Source organism: Kitasatospora sp. NPDC053308 (assembly GCF_055585785.1).
This window is the reverse complement of the sequence record NZ_JBVJJY010000011.1, coordinates 16,183-37,716: the sequence shown is the minus strand read 5'-3', so window position 1 is coordinate 37,716 and position 21,534 is coordinate 16,183. Positions and strand designations below refer to the sequence as shown.

Sequence of the window (21,534 nt, the reverse complement as noted above, 5' to 3'; positions counted from 1 at the left end):
CTCGACGCCCGGCCGGCGGGACGCCGTCCGGGTATGAGAGGACGGTGCGGCCCGCCGCGGCCCCCGCGGCGCCCGGCCTGACCTCGGGATCCGCGGTGCGCGCCACCTGCGCGCTGCTTGCGCGCGCGTGGGCGCGGACGTTAAAGATGGGGTGTGCTCAGACGCAGGCGGCCGTCCTCGTCGCCCCTCGATCCCGGAGCGCCGGGGCCACCGGAGGCCGGTCGGCTGCGCTCGCTGCTGACCACGCGCAGCCTGGCCGGCCGGGTGCTGGCGGTGGAGCTGGTGATCGTGCTGCTCCTGGTGGCGACCGCCGTCATCGCGATGGTGCTCCAGGCCCGCTCCAGCACCGTCGGCAACGCCCGGCAGGTGACCCGCGGGGTCGCCGAGTCCTTCGCCCACGCACCCGGCCTGGTCCAGGCGATCGACGGCCCCGACCCCTCGGCCGTCCTGCAGCCGCAGGCCGAGGCGGTGCGCCGGGCGACCGGTGTGGACTCGATCGTCGTCTTCAACACCTCCTTCGTCCAACTGACCTCTCCGTACCCGGACTACGTCGGCAAGCCCTACTCGCCGCCGCCCTCGGTCGCGCGGGACGTCCTGCCCAAGCTGCTCGCCGGGCAGACCGTCACCTTCGACCTCGACCAGCCCGACTACCGCTCGATCGCCACCGCCGTGCCGGTCTTCGGCCCGGACGGCAGGCCGAAGGCCGTGGTCGCGGTCAACTTCACCGTCGGCAGGGTCAACTCGGTGGTCGGTGCCAACCTGCCGGTGCTGCTCGGCGGTGCCGCGGCCGCCGTCGCGCTGTCCGCGGTCGCCACCGTGCTCGCCTCGCGCCGGCTGCTGCGCCAGACCCGCGGGCTGGGCCCCACCGAGCTGGCCCGGATGTACGAGCACCACGACGCCGTGCTGCACGCCGTGCGCGAAGGGGTCCTGATCATCAGCGCGGACGGCCGCCTGCTGCTGGCCAACGACGAGGCGCGCCGACTGCTCGACCTCCCGCCCGACGCCGAGCACAAGCCCGTCGCCGAGCTGGGGCTCGACCCGGAGACCGTCGCGCTGCTCGCCTCGGCCGACGAGGTCACGGACGGCGTCCACCAGGCCGGCGACCGGTCGCTGGCGGTCAACAAGCGCCCGACGGCCCCGTACGGCGGACAGCCCGGCAGCGTGGTGACGCTGCGGGACTCCACCGAACTGCACCAGCTCACCGACCGGGTGGCCGCCGCCGGGCAGCGGCAGCGGCTGCTGTACGAGGCGGGCATGCGGATCGGCCGGACCCTGGACATGACCCGCACCTCGGAGGAACTCGCCGACGTGGCCGTCGGACGCTTCGCCGACACCGTCGCCGTCGACCTCCTGGAGGCCGTCACCCGCGGCGAGGAACCGGACGGCGCCGAACCGGAGCTGCGGCGCGCCGCCCTGCGCGGCGGGCCCGACGGCGAACCGGCGGGCGGCAGCGTCACCCTGGCGGAGGGCAGCGCACAGGCGCGCTGCCTGGAGGGCGGCCGCGCCGTCCTGGACTCCGCCGGCGAGCCCTCGGTGATCGCCGCGCCGCTGCTGGTGCGCGCCGTCGCCCTGGGTCTGGTGGAGTTCCGCCGCACCGCCGACAGTCCGCCCTTCGGACCCGACGACCTGCTGCTCGCCGAAGAGCTGGCGGCCCGGGCCGCCGTCTCCATCGACAACGCCCGCCGCTACACCCGCGAGCACGGCACGGCGGTGGCCCTGCAGCACAGCCTGCTGCCGCGCCACCTGCCCCCGCGCACCGCCCTCGACCTGGCCTACCGCTACCTGCCGGCCCACGCCGGCGTCGGCGGCGACTGGTTCGACGTGATCGCCCTGCCCGGTCTGCGGACCGCCCTGGTGGTCGGCGACGTGGTCGGCCACGGCATCGCCGCGGCGGTGGCCATGGGCCGGCTGCGCACCGCGATCCGCAACTTCTCGGCCCTCGACCTCCCGCCGGACGAGGTGCTGGGCCGGCTCGACGAGCTGGTCTCCCAGCTGGACGAGGAGGCCGGCGCCACCGCGATCACCGGCTCGACCTGCCTCTACGCGGTCTACGATCCGACCTCCGGGATCTGCACCCTCGCCCGGGCCGGACACCTCGGGCCCGCCCTGGTCGGCCCCGACGGCACGGTGGAGTACCCGGAGGTCCCGGCCTCCCCGCCGCTCGGCGTGGGCGGCCACCCCTTCGAGACCGCCGAACTGCCCATCGCGGAGGGCTCCCGGCTGGTGCTCTTCACGGACGGCCTGCTCGAGGACCGCGACCACGACCTCGACCACGGCCTGGAGCGGCTGCGATCCGCCCTGACCGGCGGCGCCGACCGCTCCCCGGACGAGCTCTGCGAAGCCGTCACCCGGGCGGTGCTGGCGCCCCACCCGGCGGACGACGTCGCCCTGCTGGTCGCCGGCACCGCCCGGCTCGCACCGGACCAGGTGGCCGAGTGGGACGTCCCGATCGACCCGGCGGCGGTCTCACGGGTCCGCTCGGCCTGCGTCGAGCAGCTCGACGACTGGGGGCTGGAGGAGGTCGCCTTCGGCGCCGAGCTGATCCTCAGCGAGCTGATCACCAACGCCATCCGCTACGGGGCGCCGCCCGTCCGGGTCCGGCTGCTGCGCGACGGCGCCGAGTTGGTCTGCGAGGTCTCCGACGGCAGCAGCACCGCCCCCCACCTGCGCTGGGCCGCCACCACCGACGAGGGCGGCCGGGGCATCTTCCTGGTCGCCCAGCTGGCCCACCGCTGGGGCACCCGCTACGAGGCGGGCGGCAAGGTCATCTGGTCCGAGCAGACCCTCCCGTGACGGACGCTCGGTGGATCCGGGTGGCGTCGGTGCGGTTCGGCGGGATCCGGCGGGATTCGGCGGGATTCGGCGGGGTTCGGCAGGTGGTGCCGCAGGGGACCGCCGGAGGCCGGTGCGGTAGGCGTCCACGGTGTCGGCGACGCTCCTGCCGCCACCTGCCCGCCCGCCCCGTCGGCGGCACCCTCGGGAGCCGACGCGGCCGGTGCGGTGGCGGTCCCGGTGCCGCCGCCCCCGTCGTCCCGCGCGCCGCCGCCCCGTCCTCCCCTGCGCCGCCGCCCGTGCCGCACCCCGGCCGAGCAGCGGATATGCTCCGGCGGTCACGTACCTCGTCCGTTCCACCGAACGGCCGACGGTCCCGGTTCGGAACGGAGTCTCAGGATCTTCATGGTGATCGGTCGTCAACGGGAGCGGGCGGTCATCGCCGAAGCGCTCTCCCCCCGATCGGTGTCGCCCGCAGCTCTCCTGCTCGGGGAGGCGGGGGTGGGCAAGACCCTGCTGCTGGACACCGCGGTCGAGGAGGCGGAACGCGAAGGCTCCCTCGTCCTGCGGGTGCGGGGCAGCGTCGCCGAGAGCGAGCTCGCGTTCGCCGGCCTCCACCAGCTCCTGCTGCCGGTCCTCGACGGCGCGGCCGACGGTCTGCCCGCCCGCCAGAGGGCGGCCCTGCTGGGCGCCTTCGGCCTCGGCGACGACCCCGCCCCGCCGGACCCGATGATGCTGAGCCTGGCCGTGCTGACCCTGGTCTCGCAGCTCGCCTCCGCGCGCCGGGTGCTGCTCGCCGTCGACGACGCCCAGTGGCTCGACCGCGGCACCTGCCAGGTCCTGGGCTTCCTCGCCCGGCGGCTCACGGGCGAGTCGATCGGGCTGGTCGTCGCGGTGCGCGGCACCCGTCGGCCCGACTGGCTCGACCCCACGGTGACCCAGCTGGTGGTGGCTCCGCTGTCCCCGGCCGAAGCGGAGGAACTGCTCGGCGCCCAGCCCGAGCCGCCCGTCGGCCTGACCCGGCGCCAGGTCCTGGCGGCCGCGGCCGGCAACCCGCTCGCCCTCATCGAACTCGCCCGGCAGGCCGCCCGGGACGGCCGGCTCCCGCCCGTGGGGCCCGTGCCGCTCACCGACCTGCTGGAGGAGACCTTCGCCGCCCAGGCGGGGGGACTGCCGCAGGCCACCCGTGAGGCACTGCTGATCGCGGCCGCGGCGGAGGGCGCGGCCCTGTCGGTCGTCCTGGCGGCACTGCCGACGGGCTCGGACCCGGAGGTGTGGCTGCCGGCCGAGCAGGCGGGCCTGGTGCACGTACGGGCCGACCGGGTCGAGTTCCGCCACCCCTTGGTCCGTTCCGCCGTCTACGGCGGCGCGCCCTTCGCCGAGCGGCGGCGGGCGCACCTGGCCCTGGCGTCCGCGCTCGGCGGCGACCCCGACCGTCAGGCCTGGCAGCTGTCGGCGGCGACGGTGGCCCCCGACAGCGCGGTCGCCGCGGCCCTGGAAGCCACCGCCATGCGCACCTTCGGCCGCGGCGCCGTCGCCGAGGCCCTGGCCGGGCTGGAACGGGCCGCCCAGCTCCACCCCGACGCGGACGAACGGGCCAGGCTGCTGTCGACCGCGGCCTACGCCGCCGTCCTGGTCGGGGACCTGGACCGGGCCGAGACCCTGGGCGCCGAGGCGTCCCACCTCGCCTCCGACCCGGCCGCCACCAGCTGGATCAGCGCCCTGAACGGCCTGATCGCCATGCTGGTGCTGCGCCTGGAGCGGGCGTTCGCGCTCGTCGTCGGCGAGGAGCCGCTGCCCGTGCCGCAGCTCACCGAGGACGTGTCCACGATCGCGACCGGGATCGTGTACCACTCCGGCATGCCCGCGCAGCGGGAGCGCATCCGGCCGGTGCTCGCGGCCCGCGCGGCGCAGGACGACGATGCCGTCGCCCGGCCTTTCCACCTGTGGGACATCGGCGTCACCGACCCCTTCGTCCACGGGAACACCGTGCGGGCCCAGCTGCCCTCGCTCACCGCCAAGCCCGGCCTCCTCCCGACCGAGACCCACACCCTCGGAGTCCTCGGCATGCTGATGGACGAGACCGAAACGGCGGTCAGCCTGCTCGGGGAGGTGGTCAACCCGCAGTGGGAGGACGCGGCCGACTTCCACGCGGGGATGACCGCCGTGGAGCTGGCCTGGGCCAACATCGACTGCGGCCGCTGGGCCGACGCACGCCTCGGCGTCGAGCGGCTCGCCGCACGCTTCCTGGCCGGACACCGCAACCTCGGCTCGGTACGGGCGCTCACCGCGCTCGCCACCGTGTGCGCCGTGACCGGCGAGCCGGAGACGGCGCTGCGCCACGCCTCGGCGGCGCTGGCCGTCACCGAGCCGGCCCGAGCACTCGCCACGGTGGTCCGGGCCGGCCGCGCCGCCGCCCTCGCCGCCACCGCCCTCGGCGACCACCACGCCGCCCACCGGCACACGAGCTCCCTCTTCAGCGGCTCGGGGGCACCGGTGCACTACCACCTGTCCTGCTACGCGGTCGCCGACCACGCGGCGGCCGCCGTCCTCACCGGTCACGCCGACCAGGCGAGGGCCGCCCTGGAGGAGGTGACCGCCGCCGTCGGCGCGGGAGCGTCGGCGCGGCTGCGACAGATCCTGCTCCGGGCCACCGCGCTGCTGGCCGAACCGGACGCGGCCGGTACGCACTTCCGCGAAGCGCTGGAGGACCCGGCCGGACAGCGCTGGCCGTTCGAACGCGGCCAGGTCTGGCTGGAGTACGGCGAGTGGCTGCGGCGGCAGCGGCAGATCGCGGACGCCCGCGCGGCCCTGACGAAGGCCCGCGAGATCTTCGGCGGTCTGGGCGCCGTCCACTGGACGCAGCGCGCCGAGGCCGAACTGCGGGCGGCCGGCATCAGCGTCGACGCCGCCCGGGACAGCGCACTGCGCTCGCTGACCCCGCAGCGGCAGCGCATCGTCCGACTCGCCGCGCAGGGCCTGACGAACCGGCAGATCGGCCAGCGCCTGTTCCTGTCGCCCAGGACCGTCGGGACCCACCTCTACCAGGCTTTCCCGGTCCTCGGCGTGACGTCGCGTGGGCAGCTGCGCGACGTGGTGGAGCGGGAGGACGGCGCCGGTCCGGGCGGGTGACGACGCAAGTCATGTGACGGATGGCCCAGGCGCCGACGCGTCCGAGAGTGGAGGGGAAGAACCGCCCGCACAGCTCCCGGAGCCTCCATGTCCGTCACCCTGCCCGAACCCGCCCCCGCCACGGCGTCGCCCCGCGACCGTGCCGGCCACTGGCGCGCACTGGTGTCCGGCACGTTCGTCCCGCTCGACCTGATCGCGCACCAGGACGTCTCCCCGGTCGGGACGATCACCAGCCGCCAGCTCGGCCGGCTCCGGATCGCCGAGGTCGAGGCCGGCCCGCAGACCGTGTCCCGCAGCCGGCGCCGCATCTCCCAGGGCGGCGCCGAGTTCCTGACGGTCACCCTCCAGCACCACGGCACCGCCCGGCTCACCCAGGACGGCCGACAGGCACTGGTGGGCCCGGGCGGCTTCACCCTCGCCGACGCGGGCCGCCCCTACCTGCGGGAACACCGTGAACACTTCCGCTTCACCGCGTTCCGGCTGCCCAAGGCGGCGCTCGGGGTGACGGACGACGAGCTGCGCACCGTCACGGGCACGGCCTTCGACGGCGGGTCGGGAACCGCCGGGCTCGTCGCCGGCTACCTGAAGCAGCTCGCGGCACAGCCGGCGGACCTCGACCCGGGCACCGCACACCGGCTCGCCCTGACCGCCGCCGACCTCCTGGCGGCACTGGTCCACGAGCGCCGGGGACTGCCGGCCCGCCGGCCGGCCGAGGGCACGCGGAGCATGCTCGCCCGGATCGAGGACTACGTGCTGCGCCACCTGGGCGACCCCGACCTCTCGCCCGCCCGGATCGCCCAGGCGCACCACATCTCGGTGCGCTACCTGCACAAGCTGTTCAACACCCAGGGGACGACGGTCAACCGCTGGGTCCAGCGCCAGCGACTGGAACGCTGCCGGCGCGAACTGTCCCGCCCGGCCAGGACGGCACCGACCATCTCGGGCGTGGCCCACCGCTGGGGCTTCGCGAGCCCCTCCCACTTCAGCCGCTCCTTCCGCACCACGTACGGCATGTCGCCCCGCGAATGGCAGGCCATGACCTCACGCCGCCCCGCCCCGGCGTCGCCGGCGTCCGCAGGGGGCGAGCGCCGTACCCCGGCGGCATGACGGTGGCCGGACGGCGGGGCACGGCGGGGGACGGGGGTGGCGCGGAGGGGTCTGCCCGGACCGGCTCGCCCCGCCGTGACCGGGTTCCCGTCGCGACGGGCCGCGGGCGCCGGACCCGGCGTCCGGACCCCGGGGGCCCGCGTGCCGCCCGCAGGCGGCCGCGCGCCCCGCCGGGACGGTCGCGGGCGAGCCGCCCGCCGTGCTGCGGGCTCCGTCAACCGGGCTCCGTCCTGGGAGCTTGCGCCGCGTCCTCACCGGGTGCCGGGTGCCGGGTGCCGGGTGCCGGGTGCCGGGGGCCGGGGGCCGGACGCCGAAGCGCGGGGCGCCCGGTCCCACGCGGGCGCCCCGGTGGCCGGCGGCCCGGCCGGGGCCACTAGGCTGCGGGTTCCTCCGAATGATCACCGTCGCCTCACCGAAGTGGACCCGGATGCCCGCCGCCGGCCTGCCCCCCGTCACCGACCGCCTGGACCCGCAGGAGATGGTCGTCCTGCACCGCGTCTTCCGCCGGGAGATACCCCTCCTGGCCGACCTGGTCGAAGCCGCCGACCCGGGCGACCGGCGGCGCACCGCCACGCTCGCCGACCACCTCGACCTGGTCCTCGGCGCTCTCGGTGAGCACCACGAGGGCGAGGACGACCTGCTGTGGCCGAAACTGCGCGAGCGCGCCGGCCCCGGCGACGGCGTCGTCGCCCGCATGACCGAGCAGCACGAGGCCGTCGCCGGTGCGCTCGGTGCGGCCACCGGCCTGTCCCGCCGGTGGCGCAGCCGGGCCGACCGCGACACCGCCCGGCAACTCGCCGAGGCCCTGCGTGAACTCGACCGGCACGCCGTCGCCCACATGGACGACGAGGAGGAGCACCTCCTGCCCCTGATGGCGGAGCACATCACCGCGGCGGAGTGGTCCGAGGTCGGTGAGCGCGGACGTCGCAGCGTCCCCAAGTCCAAGCTCCTGATCTTCCTGGGCGCGATCCTCGAGGACGCGACCGCCCAGGAACGGCAGCTGTTCCTGGGGCACATGCCCGCCCCCGCGCGCCTGCTGTGGCGGACCGTCGGCACCCGGCTCTACGAGCGCACCACCACCCGCGTCCGCCGAAGCGGCGCCACGGCCTCCCGGCCGTAGCCGTGGAACGGCCGGACGCGGGGCGCACCGCGGTCTCCGGCCAGGACGGCGATCGGCCGTGCCCCCGTCGCGCCGACAGCGCGGGGGCCGGGGCGATCCGGAGGGCGACGACCGCTCCCGGGTGGAAGCCCGGGCGGCCCCCTCGGCGGCCGGGGCGACGGCGGCCGGCGCGACGGCGCCCGGGACGGGTCGACGCCGGCGGTCCCGGGCCCGGGGGTGGCCGGTGCGCTGTGACACGATGCCCGCGGGCCGGCCGGCACGGGCGGCCCCGGCACGGAGGAAAGGACCAGCCATGATCGAGACCGCACCCGACACCGCCCGGCCTGGTGGGGAGCCCGTCTTCCGCCCCGCCACGCCCGCCGACGTCCCGGCCCTGGTCGAGCTGGTCGAGTCCGCCTACCGCGGCGACTCCAGCCGGGCCGGGTGGACCACCGAGGCCGACCTGCTGGGCGGGCAGCGGACCGACGCCACGGCGGTGGCCGAGGCCGTCGGCCACCCCGAGGGGCTGGTGCTGCTGGCCGAGCGGGACGGTGAGCTGCTGGCCTGCTGCCAGCTGGAGCGGCGTGGCGAGCGGGCGTACTTCGGCATGTTCTCGGTGCGCCCCGGTCTGCAGGGCGGCGGGGTCGGCCGCGCGGTGCTGGCCGAGGCCGAGCGGCTGGCCGGCGAGGAGTGGGGCGTCGGCGCGATGGAGATGGCGGTGATCGAGCAGCGCGCCGAGCTGATCGCCTGGTACGAGCGGCGCGGCTTCCGGCGCACCGGCGAGTTCAGTCCCTTCCCGTACGGCGACGAGCGCTACGGCATCCCGCTGCGGCCGGACCTGCGGTTCGCGCACCTGGTCAAGGAGCTCGGGACCGCCTGACACCGCCCCGCCCCGCCCGATCTCGAGCGCCGGGCGCGACCCGCTCGAACGGGCCGCGCCCGGCGTTCGGTTCAGTGGCGCTCGACCCGCTCCGGCAGGTGAGGCGGCGTCAAGTCACTGAGCTGGGGCGACGCGGAGATGTCATACCTCGTTCACGATTGGTCTAGGCCAATGTGAGAGGCTGGGGGCGAACGGCCACGTACCGTCCGATGCCCAGGGGGGCCACTTCCGCATGCCCGTACTCCATGGCACCGCCATGCCCGCACCCGACGCCGGTCCGCGCCGGACACCCGCGGACCCCGACCTGCGCCTGCCCAGCCCGCCCGACGACGAGGAGCTCTACTGGTACTTCGGCCCGCAGCGCCGCTGGGTGCTGCTCTGCGCCACCCTCTCCTACGCGGGAGCCACCGCCACGCTCGGCCTGTTCGCCCTCAGCAAGCCGCTGCTCTGGCCGTTCCTGGTGCTCACCGTGCTCAACGCGGCCACCTGGCTGCTCTCGCTCACCGACGGCCAGCGCGCCCGCCGCTTCACCCGCGACTCGCACGACCTGCTGCTGCGCGCCTGGCAGCCCGCCCGCCACCCGAGCGTGGACCTGCTGCTGCCCACCGCCGGCGAACCGCTCGCCGTCCTCGACAACGCCTACCGCCACACCGCGGCCGTCCACTGGCCCGGCGAGCTGACCGTCCTGGTCCTCGACGACGCCGACCGCCCCGAGGTGCGCGACCTCGCCGAGTCCTACGGCTTCCGGTACCGCGCCCGCCCCGACCGGGGCCGCTTCAAGAAGGCCGGCAACCTCAACCACGGCCTGGCCGAGGGCACCGGCGAGATCATCGCCGTCCTGGACGCCGACTTCTGCCCCCGCCCCGACTTCCTGCACCACCTGGTGCCCTACCTCGACCACCCCGGGGTCGGCATCGTGCAGAGCCCGCAGTGCTTCGACACGGACGCGGACATGTCCTGGCTCGAACGCGCCGCGGGAGCCACCCAGGAGATCTTCTACCGCTGGATCCAGCCCTCCCGCGACGCGCAGGACGGCACCGTCTGCTGCGGCACCAACGCCCTCTACCGCCGCGCCGCGCTGCAGCGGATCGGCGGCTTCGCCGAGATCGACCACAGCGAGGACCTCTACACCGGCCTCGCCCTCGCCCGCGCCGGCTGGGCCACCCGCTACGTGCCCGCGCTGGTCGCCAAGGGCATGTCGCCCACCGGCCTGCCCGCCTTCATCAGCCAGCAGTACCGCTGGTGCCTCGGCTCCCTGGCCCTCGTCCGCGACCCGGACTTCCGCCAGGGACCGCTGCCGCGCTCCGCCCGGCTCTGCTTCTGGAACGGCATCCTCGGCTACCTCACCAGTGCGGTGAACGTCTTCGCCGTGCCGCTGCCCGCCCTGATCATGCTGTTCTTCCGGCCCGAGGAGATCCAGCCCTGGCAGGTGCTGCCCTTCCTGCCGCCGATCTGGGTCGCCCTGGTGCTGCTGCCCGCGATGTCCCGCACCCGCTGGCGCTTCGAGGTCACCCGAGTCCAACTCCTCGGCGGGCTCTGCCACGTGGTCGCCATCGCGCACGCGCTGCGCCGCCGCTCCGCCGACTGGGTGCCCACCGGCGCCGTGTCGGGCGGCGGTTCGCTCGCCCGCGCGGTCGCCCGGATCGGCGTCGGCTGGCTCGGGTTCGTCGTCCTGGCCGGCGCCGCCGGGCTGGTCCGGGCCGCCCTGCTGCACGGCTGGCGGCCGTACTGGGCGCTCGCCGCGCTGCTCGGCCTCACCGCGTACACGATGATCCCGCTGATCAGGGCCCTGTGGCCGCTGCTGAACGGCGCCGACGGTGGCAAGGGCGCCACCCTCGGCGAGGTCGCCGCGCCCGTACGGAACCGCTCCGACCTCGGGTTCGGGCGTGCCGAGGCCGTCGCCGTCACCGCGGTGCTGCTGCTCTGCGGATTGCTGGCCTCCGGTTGGGCCGACCCGCTGTTCTTCTGATCCACCGTCGATTTCTCTCGGGAACAACGGGGTTCCTTCGCGCGTCGCCCCACCGGCGCGGACCCCGCCCGGCCGCCCCATCGGCCCGGCGGGCCCGACCACCGCTGCCAGCCCTGTCAAGGAGCGCCGCCGTGTCCACGGCCGTACCACCGTCGTCCGCTCTGTCCTCGCCGTCCTCGCCGTCCGCCCCGTCCGCCTCGTCCGGGCCGTCCGCGCCGTCCGCCTCCTCCGCGCCGTCCGCGCCGTCCGCGCCGTCCTCGACCGCCTCCGGGCGCGCCGACCTGCTGCCCGAACCCGTCCGGGTCGGGCGGGAGCCCGCTGCGCGGGGCGGCGCCCCCGCCGAGCGCGGGCGAGCCCCCGGACGTGCCGCCTTCCGCCCCGACATCGAGGGGTTGCGCGGCGTCGCGGTGCTGTCCGTACTCGCCTTCCACGCGGCCGTCCCCGGCCTGACCGGCGGTTACGTCGGCGTCGACGTCTTCTTCGTGATCTCCGGCTTCCTGATCACCGGCCTGCTGACCGGCCGCCCGCTCGGCCTGTGGGACTTCGCCGCCCGTCGCGCCCGACGGATCCTGCCCGCCGCCGCCACCGTGCTGGTCGCCACCGCCGCGGCCGGCGGCGCGCTGCTCGACCCGCTGCGCGGCACCGACCTCGCCCGTGACCTGATCGCCGCCGCCGGCCAGTTCGCCAACTGGCGCTTCGTCGGGCAACAGACGGACTACCTGGCGGCCGAACGCGACCCCAGCCCGCTGCAGCACTTCTGGTCGCTGGGCGTGGAGAACCAGTTCTACCTGCTCTGGGGCGTCCTGCTGCTCGGCCTCGCGCGTCATCTGCACGGCCGGCGCCGCACCCTCGCCATCGCCCTCGCCACGATCGGCCTCGGCGGCGCCTCGCTGGTGCTGTGCCTGCGCTGGACGCAGACCTCGGCGCCGCTCGCCTACTTCTCCACCGGCAGCCGGCTCTGGGAGTTCGCGGCGGGCGCGTGCGCGGCCCTGCTCGGGAGCGCGCTCGCCGCACGGACCGCACGGCGCCCGGTGCGGTGGTCGCTGCGGCTGCTCGGCTGGCTCGGCCTCGCGGGCGTCGCCGCACCGCTCGCGCTGTACGACCGCACGACGCCCTTCCCCGGCTCCGCCGCCCTGCTGCCCGTCCTCGGCACGGCCGCCCTCCTGCTCGCCGGACACAGCCCCGGCCCGCTGCGCGCCGTCGACGCCGGACGCCTGCTCGCCACCCGCCCGCTGCGTGCCGCCGGGCGCCTCTCCTACGCCTGGTACCTCTGGCACTGGCCGGTACTGACGATCGCCCAGGCCCGCTACGGCGCGCTGCCCTGGCCCACCCTGGCCGCGCTCACCCTGGCCGCCGCGCTGCCCGCCTGGCTCACCCTGCGCCTGGTCGAGCAGCCGCTGCGCTACGGCAGCAGCCCGGCCCCCCGGCGCGGGCTCGCCGTCGGCGCCAGCGCCCTGGTCATCCCGCTGATCGCCGCGCTCACGCTCGGCGGGGGCACCGTACGGGCCCTCGGCGGCACCTCCGCCGGCCCCACCGCCGCCCCCGCCGGGGCCGTCGACGGACCGGGCCTGCTCGCCCCCGGCGCCCGGGTGCTCACCCTGACCCCCTCGCCGGCCCGCGCCCGGGAGGACTTCCCGCCCGGCAAGGGCTGCGAGATCCCGCTCAACGCCGACAGCAGCCCGCGCTGCCTCTTCGGCGACCAGAACAGCCCCGACCGGATCGTGCTGCTCGGCGACTCGCACGCCGGACAGTGGATCTCCGCCGCCCTCGCCATGGCCGAGCAGCGGCACTGGGCGCTGGAGGTGCTGGTCAAGCCCGGCTGCCCGCTGGCCACCCTGACCGTGCGCAACAACGTGCTCGGCCGCACCTTCGAGGAGTGCGACCGCTGGCGCGAGAACACCCTCGACCGCCTCACCTCCGGCCCCAGGCCGCGCCTCGTCCTGATGGCCGGCCTCAACCGCTACGGCACCCAGGAGGAGCGCGCCGGGGGATGGGCCCGCACCCTCGACCGCCTCACCGCGCTCGGCGCCCCGCTCGCCTACCTCGGCGACACCCCGATGCCCGGCAAGGACATCCCGACCTGCCTGGCCGCCTCCGACGGACGCTCGGACGCCTGCTTCTTCCCGCGCGACACCGCCTTCGAGCCCGACCCGCTGCTGGACGGCGGGCTCGCCGCCCGGTACGGCGTCCGGACCCTCGACCTCGGCGCGCTGCTCTGCCCGGGCAGCGGGCCCTCCTGCCCGGCGGTGCTGGAGGGTGTGGTGCTGTACCGGGACACCGGGCACATCACGGACACGCTGGCCCGGGTGCTGGCTCCGCGGCTGGACAAGGGACTACTGGGGGTTCCGGCTGTCCCGGCTGTCCCTGCAGGCCCGGCAGGCCCCGCTGGTCCGGCTGAACCGCCGGCCCCGGCCGTCCCGAGCGTTCAGCCGTAGACGCTGCGGCAGAGGCGGGCCTGCTCCGAGCCGGCCGGCCAGCGGCCGACGCGTTCGGCCTGGTCGCAGATGGTGCCGGCGCCGGCGTCCGGCACCGGCGCGCCCGCTTCCGGACCGGCCGGGGCGGGCGCGCCCGCGCCACCGCGGGCCGGGGCCGTGGCGCGGGGGCTGTGGCCGGGCTTCGGGTGCGGGCTCGCCGACGCGTGCTGGGCGGCCGCGGTGCCGGGGGCGGCCGCCGCCGTGCTCGCCTGGTCCGGGGCGGGGGCCGGGACGGGTGCCGGGAGCGGCGAGGGCGCCGGCGTCGCGGGCGGCGGTGACACCGGCAACAGCCGAGCCTCCCGGTCCGAGGCGGACGGCGAGGCCCCCGGCAGGGCCGTCACCCGCAGGTCGTCGCCCGACCCGGGCCCGCACGTCACCAGGACGGAGGCGAGCAGGGCGCCCGTCCCGACCGCCGCGGCCACCCACACCCCGCGCGAGCGGCGCCGCGGCGGCACGGGAGCGGGCGCCGGAGGCGGCGGCGCCACGGGGACCGGAGGGGGCTGCCACGCGTCCTGCGGCCACTGCCACTGCCCTCCGGTGGGCTGCCCAGTCATCTGCTCGTCCTTCCAGCGGCCCCCCTTCGTACCGTCCCGTGCTCAACGAGCGCGCCGACGCGGGGACATGACCCGGAAGAGGGGTCTGGACGGGCGTTGATTGCCGCCGCGCCACATGCTGGGGGTCATGGAGACCAACAGCACGTCCACGCCCCTGGTCGAGGTGGCCGAGTTCCGGACCGACAGCCGCTACCGCCTCGTCCACTTCGAGGGCCACGGCTGGGAGCCGCTCGCGCCGGAGGAGTTCGAGCCGCGCGTCCACCAGCTCTTCCCCGACCTCGACCCGCGCGACCCGCAGCGGGTCCACTGGGCCGACCGCCCCTGGGAATGGCCCGCCTGGCACCCCGGCGAGGCCTGATCCGCCGCTCCGCGCCGGCCGAGAGGTCGTTAGGCTGAGCGGGTGAGTGTGGATCACTTCTGGCGCCGGCTACCGGGTCAGGCCGTGGACACCTGCTCGCCGGAGGAACTCGGCGAACTCGTACCCCGCGACCGCGACGTCCGCTACGAACGGCTGGCCGCCGCCGGGCTCGCGCTCGGAGTCCGGCGCACCGCCGCGCTGATGGAACTCGCCCTCACCGAGAACGGACTGCACCCCGACCCCGCCGCCCGGCTCCCCGTCTACGGCGGCGGTCGGCGCGAAGCGGGCGCCGGGCTGCCGGTGCTGCGCCCCGAACAGGTCGCGGCGGCCTCCGCCTTCCTGCGCGGCTCGGCACTCGGCGAACTCGTCCGCCAGCAGGGCGGCGTCCTCGCCCGTACCGTGGCGCACCTCGACCACCCCGCGCCCTGGTCCGAAGCGGTGGCCGCCCTGGTCGTCAACGACCTGCGCGACCTGCGGGACTTCTTCGCCGGCGCGGCCGCCGCCGGCGACGCCGTGATCGTCCGCGAGGCGGAGTGACCGACGGCCGCCCCGCCGGCACGTCGCGCTCGCGGGAGGCGGCCGGGCCCCTCGCCGTCCAGTACGAGAGCGTGACCTTCGCCGAGGGCCCGCGAGCGCTGCCGCACCTCTACCCTGCGCCGCCCGCCACCGTCCTCGACGGCGGCGCCGGCACCGGCCGCGACGCCGCCGCGCTCGCGGCCCTCGGCCACCGAGTGACCGCCGCCGAGCCGACCCCCCGGACTCCGGGCGGCCGGCGAGCGCCTGCACGCCGGCTCGGGCGTCCGCTGGGTCCCGGACGCGCTGCCCGGGCTGCCGCGGTCGGCCGCCGAGGGCGAGCGCGACGACCTCGTCCTGCTCACCGCCGTCGGGATGCACCCCGCCCCCGCCGAACGCCCGCCCGCGATGGACGCCCTCGCCGCGCTCCTGGCCCCCGGAGGCCGCCTCGCCCTCACCGGGCGCCACGGTCCCGTGCCGCCCGGCCGCCGGATGTTCGACCCTTCGCCCGAGCACACCGTCCACCTCGCCGCCATCCGAGGGCTGCGCCTCCTCCACCGGAGCACCTGCCGCGACCTGCACGGCCGCCAGGACGTGCACCGGACGGAACCGGCCTGCGGGCGGGAGGGGTGGCGGCCGTCCGCGAACCTCCCTGCTGCGCCCGGAGCGCGGGCGGGAGCGGGATGGGGGGACTCGGTGCTCCGCTTCGAGGGGGTGGGCGCTACGGTGCGCGCATGAAGATCATCCTTTCCGGTCTGCGCGTGTTCCTGACCGCACTGGTCGAGGGCGATCCGCTGTGGCCGGCGGGGACGCTGTTCCTGGCGTCGATCGTGATCGCGCTCGTCATCGCCGCCGTCCGTGCCTCCCGGGCGGGGGCGTCGGGCCGCTGAGCGGCGGTGCCGCGCACGGGACGTCGGCGGGAAGCCGACATCCCGTGGCGGCATCACCGGGTGCCGAAGTCCTCGTCGACCAGGCGGGTGGCCCAGCGGGTGAGGGCGGGGGTGAGGGGCGGGTGGGTGAGGCCGGCCGCGGCGGCGAGGTGGTCGGCGGAGGCGGTGTCGTAGCGGTCCTCGGAGAGGAAGGTGAGGGTCTCCGGGTCGGCGCCGGTGAGGGTGCGGGGGAGCCGGCGGACCAGGCGGACGGGGATCAGGCCGAGGGGCGGGCGGACGCCGAGGTGGCCGGCGAGCAGCGCGATCAGGTCCGGGAGGCGGGGCGTCGCCGGGTCCAGGACGGTGTGGGCCCGGAGCGGGCCATGGTCGTGCGCGGGGACGGCGGCGAGGAAGCGGGCCAGGTGGTCCACGGTGACCACGGGCAGGAAGGTGCGCCGGCTGCCGGGCAGCAGCGGCAGCCGGCCGCGGTGCAGCAGGCGGACCAGTTCGGCCAGGCCGACGTACTGGCCGGCCTCACCGGTCCGGGAGTGGCCGATGACGCTGCTCGGGTTGACCGTGGTGAGCGGCACGCCCAGCCGTGGAGCGGTGACGCGGACGGCGGCGTCGCCGAGCTGCTTGGAGGCCTCATACGCACCGAGACGGGTGTAGAGCGCGGCGGTGGCGGCTTCGTCGAGCGGGTACCGCGGGTCGGGGTCGCGGCCGACCCGGTAGCCGGAGAGGTGCACCAGGCGGCGCAGCTGGGGCCGGGTGGCGGACCAGTGCAGCGCGTGCAGGGCGCCGTGCACGTTGGGCGGTTCGGCCTGGGCCCGGGTCAGGCCGAAGCCGTAGCGGGCGGCGAGGTTGTGGACGTCGCGCACCTCGGCGAGCCGGGCGTCGTCCTCGGGGGAGAGGCCGAGGCCGGGCCGGGTGAGGTCGCCGGTGACGGTGGTGAGGGCGGTGTCGTCGGCTTCGTGCTCGCGCAGCCAGCGGCGGAGGGCGTCGGCGCGGCCCGTGTCGCGGACGGTGGCGGCCACCGGCTCGCCGCGGGTGAGGAGTTCGAGGACCAGCCAGCGGCCGAGGAAGCCGGTGGCACCGAGGACGAGTGTGCGGGGCGGCGGGGCGGTCGTCATGCTGCGCTCCAAGGGGGGAAGGTTCAGGTAATCAGTAGACCGGTCTGCATATTTTTCGGACAAGGGAGAGCGCGCGCCGCGCGAGGGGCGGCGCGCGCGTGCTCGGCTACTTGCCGGCCTCGCCGCGCTTGCCGGGCTTGCTCGGCTTGCCGAGCAGGTGCCGGACGGCGTGCCGGGCGTGGTCCAGAGGTTCGCGGCTGCGGCGGACGGAGGCGAGCAGGACCGCGCCCTCCAGCAGGGCGAGGGCCTGGCCGGCGGCGGTGTCGGCCTCGGCCGGGCCGAAGCCCTCCGCCTCCAGCCGCGTGCTCAGGACCCGCTGCCAGCTCGCGTACACCTCGGCGCAGACGGTCCGCAGGGCCTCGTTGGTGCCCGCGGTCTCCAGGGCGACGGTCGCGATCGGGCAGCCGCTGGTGTAGTCGGACCGCTCCAGGCGTTCGGCGAAGGCCTCGACGAGCCGCTCGGCGAGGGCGGCGGTGTCGCCGCCGGTGTCCTCGCCCTCGCCGGGCGGTGCGGTGAGCAGCGCCTCGACCTCCTGGCCGGCCTCGGTGAGCGCGGCCGTCACCAACTGGTCCTTGCCGCCGGGGAAGTGGAAGTAGAGCGAGCCGCGCGGGGCGCCGGTGGCGGCCACGATCCGGTTGAGGCCGGTCCCGAAGTAGCCCTGTGCCTCGATCAGTTCCCTGGTGCCGGCGATCAGCCGGGCCCGGGTCTCCTCGCCCTTGACTCCCATGCGGGCGATAGTAGACCGGTCTGCATATTTTTGTCGATCGTGGGCCGGCGGACGGTCGGCCAGGGCGGTCGCGGGGTCAGCAGTGCCGGTCGGGCGGGTAGCCGGTCCAGCGCAGCTCCGCGGGCAGGTGGCCCTGGTCGTTGACCAGCAGGACGGCCGGAGGCCGGCCCGGCGCGTACCGCAGCACCGTCAGGCCCGCGTTGGCGGCGTTGAGGGCGAGCCAGCGCCAGGCCGGGGCGTCCAGCGCGTGCCTAAGCAGCCAGCCGATCAGGAAGGCGTGGGTGACGACCAGCTCGTGCCGGTCCTCGCCGCCCGGTACCGGCCCGGTGAAGCGCTCGACCGCCCGCGGCGCCAGGGCCGCACCGGCCGCGCGCTCCTCCGGGGTCGTCCGCGCGAGGAAGTCCAGCAGGAACTCCGCGCTGTCCGGCGGGAGTTCGTCCCGCGCCGGGACGTACGGGACGAAGTCCCCGGCTTCCTCGCAGGCCACCGGTGCCACGCCGGCCAGCTGATCCGCGACCAGCCGCGCGGTCTGCGCGGCCCGGGGGAGCGGGCCGTGGTGCAGCGCCGCGATCGGCCGGTCGGCCAGCCGCCGGCCCAGCAGGACGGCCTGTCGGCGGCCGGCCCCGCTGAGTCCGGTGCCGTCGGGTGCGGCATCCCCGTGCCGGGCCAGGTAGAGGTAGCGGGTGGCGAGGTCGGTCATGCTCCGGGGGCTCCTCGGCGGTCGGCGGCACGGCCGGCCGGCCGTGCCGGCGGTCGGTCACATCGGGGGCAGGCCGCGTCGACGGCCGGTCACATCGCTGGTCGGCCACGCCGGTGGTCGGCCACGTGTCGTCCCGGAGTGACGCGCATCCGCCTCCTCGCGGTTCCGGCTCAGCCGGCCCGGGCCGCCAGGTGGGCCTCGTCGAGCAGGGCCGACTCCTCGGCCGACAGCCGCAGCGCCCCGGCGGCGATGTTGTCCTCCAGGTGCGCGACGTCGCCGGTGCCCGGGATGGCCAGGACGTGCGGGCCGCGGTGCAGCGTCCAGGCCAGGCGCACCTGCGCGGTGCTCACTCCGCGGGCCTCGGCCACCGCCCGGACCTGGGTCGGCTCGATGCCGTCCGTCCCGCCGGTGCCGCGTTCCCGCCCGGCGCCGGCGATCGCGTAGAAGGGGACGAAGGCGATGCCCTGCTCGCCGCAGAGCCGCAGCAGCTCGTCCTGGGCGGCCGAGGCGCCGATGCCGTACGGGTTCTGCACGCAGGCCACGGGGGCGATCGTCTGCGCCTCGGCGAGCTGCTCCGGGCGGACGTTGGACAGGCCCAGGTGGCGGATCAGACCGGCCTGGCGCAGCTCGGCCAGCGCGCCGAAGCGTTCGGCGACGGAGTCGGTGCCGACGACGCGCAGGTTGACCAGGTCGAGGTGGTCGCGGCCGAGCTGGCGCAGGTTCTGCTCGACCTGGGCGCGCAGCCGCTCGGGAGTGCGGGCGTGCTCCGCCCAGTGTCCGTCGATGCCGCGGGCCGGGCCGACCTTGGTGGCGATCACCAGGTCGTCGCCGTAGGGGGCGAGCGCCCGGTTGACCAGCTCGTTGGCGGAGCGCAGCGCGGAGAAGTAGAAGGCGGCGGTGTCGATGTGGTTGACGCCGAGTTCGACCGCCCGGCGCAGCACCCGCAGGGCCTGCTCGCGGTCCCGCGGCACGGCGTGCGGGACGAGCGCCGGGCCGGTCTGGGGCAGTCGCATGGTGCCGAAGCCGATGCGGTGGACGGCGCGGTCGCCGAGGGTCCAGCTGCCGGCGGCCGCGGCGGTCACGGTGCCGGGGGCGGCGGAAGCGGTGCTCGCGTCGATGTTCGAAGTCATGCCGGTCATGATCGCCACTGCGCTAGCCTGACCGCCAACGATTCGACCATGTGTGAATCCACGGGGGTGGGGGTCTTGCCGACCGAGCTGTCCTTCACGGCGGGCGACCTGGCGCGGATGCGCTTCGCGGTCTCCCCGATGTGGGACGTCGGGCCGAGCCTGCGGCTGCTGCGCTCGGGGCTCGCCCATCCCGTCCACCGGCCGTGGGCGGAGCAGGTGCGGCCCCGGCTGGCCTCGCTCGGGCCGGCGTACGCGCTGCTCGCCGAGCTGGTCCGGCCCGCCGGGTACGTGCCGGACTTCCTCAACCCGACCCCCGCCGGACCCGCCCCGAGCCTGGCGCAGGAGCTGGCCGCGATCCGGGCCACCCCGGCCGAGAGGGTCCGCCGGGACCTCGACCGGCTCGGCCGCGAGGGCGCCGGGCTCGGCCCCCGGCTGCGCGCCCTGCACGCCGATCCGGGGGCCGGGCTGGGGCGGCTCACCGAGGCGGTCGAGGCGTACTGGGAGCTCGCGCTCGCCCCGTACTGGGCGCGGATCCGCGCCGTCCTGGACGCGGACGTGCTGCACCGCGCCCGGCAGGCCGCCGAGCACGGCGCGGCGCGGGTGCTCAACGACCTGCACGCCGAACTCCGCTGGACGGAGGACACCCTGCGGCTGCGCCACCGGACCCGCCCGCTGCCGGGCCGGGCGCTTGGGGCGGGCCTGCTGCTGGTGCCGTCCGCCTTCACCGGACCGGCGCTCTACACCCGCCTCGCGCCGCCGGACCCGCTGCAGCTGGCCTACCCGGCGCGCGGCGTCGGCACCCTGTGGGCGAGCGCCCCGACCGCCGGCACCGAGGCCCTGGCCGCCGTCCTCGGCCGCTCCCGCGCCCGGCTGCTGACGGAGCTGGCGTCCCCCGCGTCGACGACCGACCTCGCCCGGCGCACCGGCCTGTCGCCGTCGGCGGTGTCGCAGTACCTGACGGCCCTGCGGGACGCCCGGCTGGTCAGCGCCCACCGGGCGGGGCGGTCGGTGCTGTACGCGCGGACGGCCTCGGCGGAGGCCCTGCTCGCACCGCTGGGCGAAGGGTGATCGTGTGGTCCTCCGATCATCGCAATGTCACCCCGGATGTCGGTGTCGTCCGGCCGAGCGGCCCGGACGCCCGTAGCGTGCTGGACATGACACCCCCTCGGCACCCCCAGGACCCGGGACGCCCCGGGCAGCCCCGACGCCCCCGGACCGCCCTCGTCGCCGCCCTGCTCGGGGCCGCCGTCGGCACCGTCGCGCTCACCGGGGGCCCCGTACGGCCGGTCGCCCCGGCCGCCGACGCCCCCGCCCCCGACGCCCCGGCCACCGGCGTCACCGCCGGCGCCGCCCGGCTGCGCGCCGCCGGTGCGCCGCCGACCGTCTACGCCCACCGCGGCGCCTCCTCCGCCGCCCCCGAGAACACCCTGGTCTCCGACGAGGTGGCCCGCCGGGCCGGTGCCGAGTGGATCGAGGACGACGTCCAGCCCAGCCGTGACGGCGTCCCGTACGTCCTGCACGACGACACCGTCGACCGCACCACCAACGGGACCGGCCGGATCCGCGAGCTGACCGCCGCCCAGCTGGACGCGCTGGACGCCGGCTCCTGGTTCGCCCCGGCGTACGCGGGCACCCGGCTGCCGACCCTCGCTGCCCAGCTGGAGGACCTGCGCACCCGCGGCGGCCGGCTGCTGCTGGAGATCAAGGGGCCGCACACCCGCGAGCAGGTCGCCCGGATCGTCCGGGAGGTGCGCGAACACGGCATGACCGACCGGGTGTTCGTCCAGAGCTTCGAGGTGGACGCCCTGCGCCTGACCCGCGAACTCGCCCCCGAACTCCCGCTCGGACTGCTCCGCGCGACCCTGGACCCCGACCCGGTCGCCACCGCCCGCGAACTCGGCCTGGCCGCCTACAACCCCTCGGACGACGCGCTCGCCACCCGCCCCGGGGTGCTCCAGGACCTGCACGCCGCCGGGGTGGCCGTCAACGTCTGGACCGTGGACCAGCCCGCCCGCTGGCAGGCCCTCGCGGCGGCGGGCGTGGACGGGATCATCACCAACCGCCCGGCGGAGCTGGCCGGTTGGAACGCGGCCCGGGCGTCCCAGGGCACCGCCGGTTAG

General features: G+C 76.6%; 18 protein-coding genes. 13 read left to right on the top strand and 5 right to left on the bottom strand.

The window, feature by feature from the left end:
- The first annotated feature begins 153 nt into the window (after positions 1-153).
- From ACZ6Y7_RS23725 to ACZ6Y7_RS23695, 7 genes are all read left to right on the top strand, one after another.
- Positions 154-2,793 (top strand): SpoIIE family protein phosphatase, encoded by a 2,640-nt coding sequence (locus tag ACZ6Y7_RS23725; protein WP_465759930.1) that lies wholly within the window; start codon positions 154-156, stop codon positions 2,791-2,793.
- A gap of 384 nt (positions 2,794-3,177) precedes the next feature.
- The gene (locus tag ACZ6Y7_RS23720; RefSeq protein ID WP_465759929.1) at positions 3,178-5,904 is read left to right on the top strand and encodes a helix-turn-helix transcriptional regulator; all 2,727 of its coding nucleotides are present in this window, start codon (positions 3,178-3,180) and stop codon (positions 5,902-5,904) included.
- Positions 5,905-5,991: 87 nt separating this feature from the next.
- Positions 5,992-7,011, top strand: a complete 1,020-nt coding sequence (locus ACZ6Y7_RS23715; RefSeq protein WP_465759928.1) for an AraC-like ligand-binding domain-containing protein — start codon at positions 5,992-5,994, stop codon at positions 7,009-7,011.
- 394 nt (positions 7,012-7,405) lie between these two features.
- On the top strand, positions 7,406-8,131 hold the full coding sequence (locus ACZ6Y7_RS23710) for a hemerythrin domain-containing protein (protein WP_465759927.1): 726 nt from the start codon (positions 7,406-7,408) through the stop codon (positions 8,129-8,131).
- Between the two features lie 292 nt (positions 8,132-8,423).
- A complete protein-coding gene (locus ACZ6Y7_RS23705) occupies positions 8,424-8,990 on the top strand; it encodes a GNAT family N-acetyltransferase (protein ID WP_465759926.1) in 567 nt (188 codons plus the stop codon).
- 232 nt (positions 8,991-9,222) lie between these two features.
- Positions 9,223-10,959 (top strand): glycosyltransferase family 2 protein, encoded by a 1,737-nt coding sequence (locus ACZ6Y7_RS23700; RefSeq protein ID WP_465759925.1) that lies wholly within the window; start codon positions 9,223-9,225, stop codon positions 10,957-10,959.
- 131 nt (positions 10,960-11,090) lie between these two features.
- Positions 11,091-13,394 (top strand): acyltransferase family protein, encoded by a 2,304-nt coding sequence (locus ACZ6Y7_RS23695; RefSeq protein WP_465759924.1) that lies wholly within the window; start codon positions 11,091-11,093, stop codon positions 13,392-13,394.
- On the opposite strand, the gene ACZ6Y7_RS23690 is transcribed toward ACZ6Y7_RS23695, so the two are convergent.
- On the bottom strand, positions 13,385-13,987 hold the full coding sequence (locus ACZ6Y7_RS23690; RefSeq protein ID WP_465759923.1) for a hypothetical protein: 603 nt from the start codon (positions 13,985-13,987) through the stop codon (positions 13,385-13,387). The two genes, ACZ6Y7_RS23695 and ACZ6Y7_RS23690, sit on opposite strands and share 10 nt — an antisense overlap.
- 127 nt (positions 13,988-14,114) lie before the next feature.
- Between ACZ6Y7_RS23690 and ACZ6Y7_RS23685 the strand changes: the two genes are divergently transcribed.
- From ACZ6Y7_RS23685 to ACZ6Y7_RS23670, 4 genes are all read left to right on the top strand, one after another.
- Complete coding sequence (locus ACZ6Y7_RS23685) at positions 14,115-14,345, top strand: hypothetical protein (protein ID WP_465759922.1); 231 nt, start codon at positions 14,115-14,117, stop codon at positions 14,343-14,345.
- Between the two features lie 42 nt (positions 14,346-14,387).
- On the top strand, positions 14,388-14,882 hold the full coding sequence (locus ACZ6Y7_RS23680; RefSeq protein WP_465759921.1) for a hypothetical protein: 495 nt from the start codon (positions 14,388-14,390) through the stop codon (positions 14,880-14,882).
- Between the two features lie 351 nt (positions 14,883-15,233).
- On the top strand, positions 15,234-15,596 hold the full coding sequence (locus tag ACZ6Y7_RS23675; protein ID WP_465759920.1) for a hypothetical protein: 363 nt from the start codon (positions 15,234-15,236) through the stop codon (positions 15,594-15,596).
- Positions 15,593-15,748, top strand: a complete 156-nt coding sequence (locus ACZ6Y7_RS23670; protein ID WP_465759919.1) for a hypothetical protein — start codon at positions 15,593-15,595, stop codon at positions 15,746-15,748. Before ACZ6Y7_RS23675 ends, ACZ6Y7_RS23670 begins: the two co-directional genes overlap by 4 nt.
- A gap of 53 nt (positions 15,749-15,801) precedes the next feature.
- Here the strand turns inward: ACZ6Y7_RS23670 and ACZ6Y7_RS23665 are convergent, their stop codons facing one another.
- From ACZ6Y7_RS23665 to ACZ6Y7_RS23650, 4 genes are all read right to left on the bottom strand, one after another.
- Positions 15,802-16,857, bottom strand: coding sequence for an SDR family oxidoreductase (locus tag ACZ6Y7_RS23665; protein ID WP_465759918.1), 1,056 nt, complete (start codon positions 16,855-16,857; stop codon positions 15,802-15,804).
- Between the two features lie 106 nt (positions 16,858-16,963).
- Complete coding sequence (locus tag ACZ6Y7_RS23660; RefSeq protein ID WP_465759917.1) at positions 16,964-17,584, bottom strand: TetR/AcrR family transcriptional regulator; 621 nt, start codon at positions 17,582-17,584, stop codon at positions 16,964-16,966.
- Between the two features lie 76 nt (positions 17,585-17,660).
- Positions 17,661-18,284, bottom strand: a complete 624-nt coding sequence (locus ACZ6Y7_RS23655) for a histidine phosphatase family protein (RefSeq protein ID WP_465759916.1) — start codon at positions 18,282-18,284, stop codon at positions 17,661-17,663.
- Between the two features lie 170 nt (positions 18,285-18,454).
- Complete coding sequence (locus tag ACZ6Y7_RS23650; RefSeq protein ID WP_465759915.1) at positions 18,455-19,414, bottom strand: aldo/keto reductase; 960 nt, start codon at positions 19,412-19,414, stop codon at positions 18,455-18,457.
- Positions 19,415-19,489: 75 nt separating this feature from the next.
- On the opposite strand from ACZ6Y7_RS23650, the gene ACZ6Y7_RS23645 reads away from it, so the two are divergent.
- Positions 19,490-20,482, top strand: a complete 993-nt coding sequence (locus tag ACZ6Y7_RS23645; RefSeq protein ID WP_465759914.1) for an ArsR/SmtB family transcription factor — start codon at positions 19,490-19,492, stop codon at positions 20,480-20,482.
- An 86-nt stretch (positions 20,483-20,568) separates the two neighbouring features.
- Positions 20,569-21,534, top strand: a complete 966-nt coding sequence (locus ACZ6Y7_RS23640; protein ID WP_465759913.1) for a glycerophosphodiester phosphodiesterase — start codon at positions 20,569-20,571, stop codon at positions 21,532-21,534.